6 protein-coding genes are annotated in these 6,298 nt (G+C 62.7%); all 6 read left to right on the top strand.

Annotated features, from left to right (window positions below; genetic code table 11):
- Nucleotides 1-297: 297 nt before the first annotated feature.
- Nucleotides 298-972, top strand: a complete 675-nt coding sequence (locus ABLU73_RS20665; protein WP_264924241.1) for a carbonic anhydrase — start codon at nt 298-300, stop codon at nt 970-972.
- Nucleotides 969-2,438, top strand: a complete 1,470-nt coding sequence (locus ABLU73_RS20660) for a SulP family inorganic anion transporter (protein WP_264924216.1) — start codon at nt 969-971, stop codon at nt 2,436-2,438. The genes ABLU73_RS20665 and ABLU73_RS20660 overlap by 4 nt, the downstream gene beginning before the upstream one ends.
- 111 nt (nt 2,439-2,549) lie before the next feature.
- Complete coding sequence (locus ABLU73_RS20655; protein ID WP_004178400.1) at nt 2,550-3,569, top strand: NAD(P)-dependent alcohol dehydrogenase; 1,020 nt, start codon at nt 2,550-2,552, stop codon at nt 3,567-3,569.
- A 130-nt stretch (nt 3,570-3,699) separates the two neighbouring features.
- Complete coding sequence (locus tag ABLU73_RS20650; RefSeq protein WP_181961085.1) at nt 3,700-4,584, top strand: sugar ABC transporter permease; 885 nt, start codon at nt 3,700-3,702, stop codon at nt 4,582-4,584.
- The gene (locus ABLU73_RS20645) at nt 4,574-5,461 is read left to right on the top strand and encodes an ABC transporter permease subunit (RefSeq protein ID WP_004206543.1); all 888 of its coding nucleotides are present in this window, start codon (nt 4,574-4,576) and stop codon (nt 5,459-5,461) included. Before ABLU73_RS20650 ends, ABLU73_RS20645 begins: the two co-directional genes overlap by 11 nt.
- 10 nt (nt 5,462-5,471) lie before the next feature.
- Nucleotides 5,472-6,296 (top strand): phosphodiesterase, encoded by an 825-nt coding sequence (locus ABLU73_RS20640; protein ID WP_264924210.1) that lies wholly within the window; start codon nt 5,472-5,474, stop codon nt 6,294-6,296.
- Nucleotides 6,297-6,298 lie beyond the last annotated feature (2 nt).

The following is a 6,298-nucleotide window of genomic DNA, read 5'->3' as shown; positions in this document are numbered from 1 at the left end:
CCCCCCACCCATCCCAAAATCCCATTTCCACAACATTCCCCCCACCCCCACCCACCACCATTCCCATATATTCCAGAAAGTTTTAGCCAATGCCTTTTTGTTATTCACTCGCTCCGCAGTCAAATATTGATTTCATCAATATTTTTATAACTTTACATTAATGAAAAGTTTTCTTTTTGCCGTTTATTCCAGGATTTTCCTCAGGCGTGAAGAGTTCCGGTAAACACTATTTTTACTAGTCGCTGTACGAGTCTTGATGGACATATTCACTCGATGAATTAACTCAGGAGAAAACTTGTGACGACGTTAAAACCTTTGCTGGCCCGCAACCGCAGCTGGGCGCTGCAGAAGTGTCAGCATGACCCGGACTATTTCGAAAAATGGGTCGACGGGCAGCGGCCCCACTCGCTGTGGATCGGCTGCTCCGACAGCCGCGTTCCCGCCGAGGTGCTCACCGGCAGCCAGCCCGGCGAGCTCTTTGTCCACCGCAATATCGCCAATATGCTCGACCCCGCCGACGACAACGTCATGAGCGTCCTGCAGTATGCCCTCCACTACCTTGAGGTGGAGCGGGTGGTGCTTTGCGGCCACTACGGCTGCGGCGGTGTGCAGGCGGCGCTCTCCCTGCCCACCCTGCCGCTGGCGCAGGAGTCCTCGGCGCTGGCTCGCCGCATCGGCCAGTTGCGCCGCACCCTGCATCAAGAAATGGCGCAGATTGCCGATGGGTGTGGTGTTGAGGCTTCCCCCGGCGCCGGCGCCAGCACCGACGCGGAGCACTCTCGCCATGCGCTGGACGCCCTGGTGGAAGCCAACGTTCGCGCCCAGTTCGCCCGTCTGCTGGAGAGTGAGCCGGTGCAGACGGTGCTCGCCAGCGGGCGGCCGCTCAGCCTGCACGGCTGCGTCTACGATCTGGCTTCCGGCCATTTAACCACCCTCGTCGAACACCTCTCACCGCAGGAGCACGCCCCATGAACACGCTTCGTCAGGACTCTCTCGCCGGCATCGTCGTCTTCCTTGTCGCCCTGCCGCTGTGCCTCGGCATCGCCCAGGCCAGCGGCTTACCGCCCTTCGTCGGCCTGCTGACCGGCATCATCGGCGGCCTGGTCGTCACCGCCCTCAGCCCCTCCCGCTTCGCCGTCAGCGGCCCCGCCGCCGGACTGGTCACCATCGTCGTCGCCGCCATTGAATCTCTGGGTTCCTTCTCCCTCTTCCTGATGGCGCTGGTGCTGGCCGGCGTGCTGCAGCTGCTGTTCGGCATTCTGCGGGCCGGGCGCTTTATCTCGCTGGTTCCCGCCAGCGTCATCAAAGGCATGCTGGCGGCGATCGGCATCCTGCTGATTATGCAGCAGATCCCCGTCGCGCTCGGCACGGCGGAAGAGACCGGGCTTGCCGATGTGGTTCAGGGCAATGCCGCTTTCTCCGTCACTGCGATTGCCGTCGCCGCGGGCGGCCTTCTGGTGCTTTGGCTGTGGGGCTCGCCGCTTATCCGCCGGGTGAAGAGCCTGCGCTGGATCCCCGGGCCGCTGATCGCCGTCCTGCTCGGCTGCGTGACCACCCTGCTGCTGACCCATTTTGCGCCGCAGCAGCTGGCCGCCCTGCCGCGGATTACCCTGCCGGCGTTCGGCAGCCTCGGCGACCTGCTGGGCGAGCTGGAGTCTCCCGCATGGAGCGCGTGGCGCAATCCGTCGGTGTGGGTGGTGGCGGTGACCCTGGCGCTGGTCGCCAGCCTCGAAACCCTGCTCAGCCAGGAGGCGCTGAAAAAGCTGCGCCCGCAAAATCCGCCGCCTTCGCCGAACCGTGAAATGGTCGCCCAGGGCGTGGGCAATCTGCTCTCCGGCGTTCTGGGGGCGATGCCGATCACCGCGGTGATCGTCCGCAGCTCGGTGAACGTCAGCAACGGCGCGCAGAGCAAACTGTCGATCTTTATCCATGGCGTGCTGCTGTTGATCTGCGGCCTGTGGTTCAGCGGCCTGCTGACCTTAATCCCGCTCGCCAGCCTCGCCGCCGTGCTGCTGTATACCGGCTATAAGCTGGCGACGCCGCGGCTGTTCATCGAGCAGTTCCGCCAGGGGGCGGCGCAGTACGTCCCGTTCCTCGCCACCATCGGCGGGATTATCGCCTTCGGCATGCTGGCGGGGATCGGGATTGGTCTTGCCACCCAGATGGCGTTCAGCCTCTGGCGCAGCCATCGCCACTCGCTGCAGCTGGCGCGCTACGATGACCACTACGTGCTGCGCATCCAGCAAAATCTGACCTTTATGCACAATCCGCATCTGCTGGCCCTGCTGGCGAAAATTCCGGAAAAGAGTGTGGTGATCGTCGAGCACGACAGCGTCGGCTATCTGGACCCGGACGTGCGGGCGGTGCTGGATGATTTTGCCGAGAACGCCCCACAGCGCGGCATCCGCCTTAATCAGTGGCCGCTCGCCAGCCGCTGACCTTAACGGGCGGCTGGTCCGCCCGCTTCGCTACCCCTCCGATTGCCAAGCGCCGTGGAATGCCATGCTCTACACTTTCTGGGTTATCACGCCAACCCCAAGGAAATGAACATGAGCATCATTAAAAGCTACGCCGCCAAAGAAGCGGGCGCCGATCTGTCGCTGTGGGAATACGATGCCGGCGAGCTGCAGCCGGAAGATGTTGAAGTTGAGGTGGAATACTGCGGGATCTGCCATTCGGACCTGTCGATGATCGACAACGAATGGGGGATGTCGAGCTACCCGCTGGTAGCCGGTCACGAGGTGATTGGCCGGGTGGCGGCGCTGGGCAGCGCGGCGCAGGATAAAGGGCTGAAGATTGGCCAGAAGGTCGGCATCGGCTGGACGGCGCGCAGCTGCGGCCATTGCGACGCCTGCATCAGCGGCAACCAGATCAACTGTCTGGAAGGCTCGGTGCCGACCATTCTCAACCGCGGCGGCTTCGCCAATAAGCTGCGCGCCGACTGGCAGTGGGTGATCCCCCTGCCGGAGAGCATCGATCTGGCGTCCGCCGGCCCGATGCTGTGCGGCGGCATCACCGTCTTTAAACCGCTGCTGACCCACCACGTCACCGCCACCAGCCGCGTCGGGGTGATCGGCATCGGCGGCCTCGGCCATATCGCCATTAAGCTGCTGCGGGCGATGGGCGCGGAAGTGACCGCCTTCAGCTCCAACCCGGCCAAAGAGCAGGAAGTGCTGGCGATGGGCGCCGATCGCGTGGTCAACAGCCGCGATCCAGAAGCCTTAAAAGCGCTGGCCGGTCAGTTCGACCTGATTATCAACACCGTGGCGGTGGATCTCGACTGGCAGCCGTACTTCGAAGCCCTGGCTTACGGCGGCAACTTCCATACCGTCGGCGCGGTGATGAAGCCGTTCCCGGTGCCGGCCTTTACCCTTATCGGCGGCGACCGCAGCATCTCCGGCTCGGCGACCGGCAACCCGTCCGAACTGCGCACGCTGATGAAGTTCGCCGGGCGCAGCAAAGTGGCCCCGACCACCGAGCTGTTCCCGATGTCGCAGATTAACGAAGCGCTGAAGCACGTTCGCGAAGGCAAAGCCCGCTACCGCGCGGTGCTGAAAGCCGACTTCTGATGGTTCTCTCCCGCCGGGCGGCTCGCTCGCCCGGCGTGTTCCCCGTCGCTTCATCAAACCGTCATCTCCCCGCCATGCCTCTGTAGTCATTGCTTCCCACAATCCGGGCTTCGATAAATGGCTGAACGAGATGCGCGTCACCATGAGAAAGACCTGGCTTCCCTGGCTGATCCTGTCGCCTTCCCTGCTGTTTTTACTGCTGTTTACCTGGTTCCCGCTGGGGCGTTCGGTGTATGACAGCCTGTTTGATACCCGCATGGCCAGCGACGGCGCACAGTACGTCGGGCTGGATAACTTCGCCCGCCTGTTTGCCGATAACGTCTTCTGGCATTCGCTGGGCAATAACATGCTCTATATCCTGCTGACGGTGGTGCCCGGGGTGACCCTCGCCCTGCTGCTGGCGGTGGCGCTGAGCGAGAACCATCGCGTCAACCGCTGGCTGCGCACCGCCTTTTTCTTCCCGATGATTATCCCGATGGTCAGCGCCGCCGCGCTGTGGCTGTTTATCTTTATGCCCGGTCTCGGCCTGCTCGATCACTATCTGGCGAAGCTGTTCGGGCCGATGAATAACAACTGGCTGGGGCGCAGCAACAGCGCGCTGCTGGCCCTGGCGCTGATCGGCGTGTGGAAGTTCGCCGGCTATTACATGCTGTTTTTCCTCGCCGGGCTGCAGAGCATTCCGGCCTCGACGCGGGAAGCGGCGCTGATGGAAGGGGCTACCCGCACGCAGGTCTTTTTTAAGGTCACGCTGCCGCTGCTGCGCCCGACGCTGAGCTTTGTGATCACCACCGCGCTGATCTACTCCATCACCCAGATCGACCACGTGGCGGTCATGACCCGCGGCGGGCCGGACAACGCCACCACCGTGCTGCTCTATTACATCCAGAATCTCGCCTGGGATACCCACGACCTTGGTAAAGCCTCTGCGGCCACCTTCCTGACCCTGGCCGGGCTGTTCGCCTTCTCGCTGATTAACCTGAAACTGCTGGAGAAAGGAGCCCACTATGAGCGCTGACATTTCGCCGCTGCTGGTCCGCACACCCGCCGCTGCGCGTCCGCTGTGGCTGCGCCTGCGCCGCTCGTCGCCCTTTACGCTTACAGTATTAATGTGCTGCCTGGCGCTGCTGTGGATCAGCCCGTTTATCTGGATGCTGGCCACCTCGTTCAGCGCCACCACCTTCGGGGAAGATATGGCCTCGCTGCTGCCGCGCCTGCCGCTGACCCTCGATAACTTCCGCGACGCCTGGAACAGCGCCGACTGGCTGAGCCTGTACGCCAACACCCTTATCTTCACCTTCGGCACCTTCTGCGTGCAGCTGTTGACCATCACCACCGCCGGGTACGTCTTCGCCTGCCACGAGTTTCGCGGCAAGCAGACGCTGTTTCTTCTGTTCCTGGTGCAGCTGATGATCATGCCGGTAGTGATGATGGTGCCGAACATGCTGACCCTGAAAACCTTCGGCCTGCTTAACACCCTCACCGGGGTGATGATGCCCTACTTCACCTCGGCGTTCGGCGTGTTCCTGATGCGTCAGGCGTTCCTCGCCATCCCGAAAGAGCTGGAGGAGGCGGCGCTGATGGAGGGCTGCCGCTGGTGGCAGGTGTTGTTCCGCGTGCTGCTGCCGATGTCCTGGCCGTCGGTGCTGGCCTTCGCCACCGTCAGCATTACCTACCACTGGAACGAGTACCTGTGGCCGCTGATGATGCTCAACGATCCCGATAAGCAGGTGCTGACCGTCGGGCTGGTCTCCTTCGCCATGGGCGCCGAATCCGGCGGCCAGTGGGGCACCATCGGCGCCGGGACGCTGATGGTCTGCCTGCCGCTGATGCTGGCGTTCATTCTTTTTCAGAAACAGTTCCTGCGGAGCTTCGGCTTCTCCGGGATCAAATAAGGAGTGATTCATGCTGTTAGCACACATTTCCGATACCCATTTCCGCAGCCGCGGCGAGAAGCTGTACGGCTTTATCGACGTCAACGCCGCCAACGCCGACGTGGTCTCGCAGCTTAACGCGCTGCGCGAGCGCCCGGACGCGGTGGTGGTGAGCGGGGATATCGTCAACTGTGGCCGCCCGGAGGAGTATCAGATGGCCCGCCAGATCCTCGGCAGCCTGAACTATCCGCTGTATCTGATCCCCGGCAACCACGACGACAAAGCCCATTTTCTGGAGCATCTTCACCCGCTGTGCCCGCAGCTGGGCAACGATCCGCAAAATATGCGCTATGCGGTGGATGACTTCGCCACCCGCCTGCTGTTTATTGACTCCAGCCGCGCCGGCACCTCGAAGGGCTGGCTGACCGACGAGACCATCGGCTGGCTGGAAGCCCAGCTGTTCGAGGGCGGCGACAAACCGGCGACCATCTTTATGCACCACCCGCCTCTGCCGCTGGGCAATGCGCAGATGGACCCGATCGCCTGCGAAAACGGCCACCGTCTGCTGGCGCTGGTGGAGCGTTTCCCGTCGCTGACGCGCATCTTCTGCGGCCATAACCACAGCCTGACCATGACCCAGTATCGCCAGGCGCTGATCTCCACTATCCCCGGCACCGTCCATCAGGTGCCGTACTGCCACGAAGACACCCGGCCCTATTACGACCTCTCCCCGGCTTCGTGCCTGATGCACAGCCAGGTCGGCGAGCAGTGGGTGAGCTACCAGCACTCGCTGGCCCACTACGCCGGGCCGTGGCTGTACGACGAAAACATCAGTTGCCCAACGGAAGAGCGCTAACC

The organism is Klebsiella sp. GG_Kp175 (genome assembly GCF_040062325.1).
Classification (GTDB): Bacteria; Pseudomonadota; Gammaproteobacteria; order Enterobacterales; family Enterobacteriaceae; genus Klebsiella; species Klebsiella quasipneumoniae.
The sequence above is the reverse complement of the archived record's forward strand: the minus strand, read 5'-3'. Positions and strand labels throughout refer to the sequence as shown.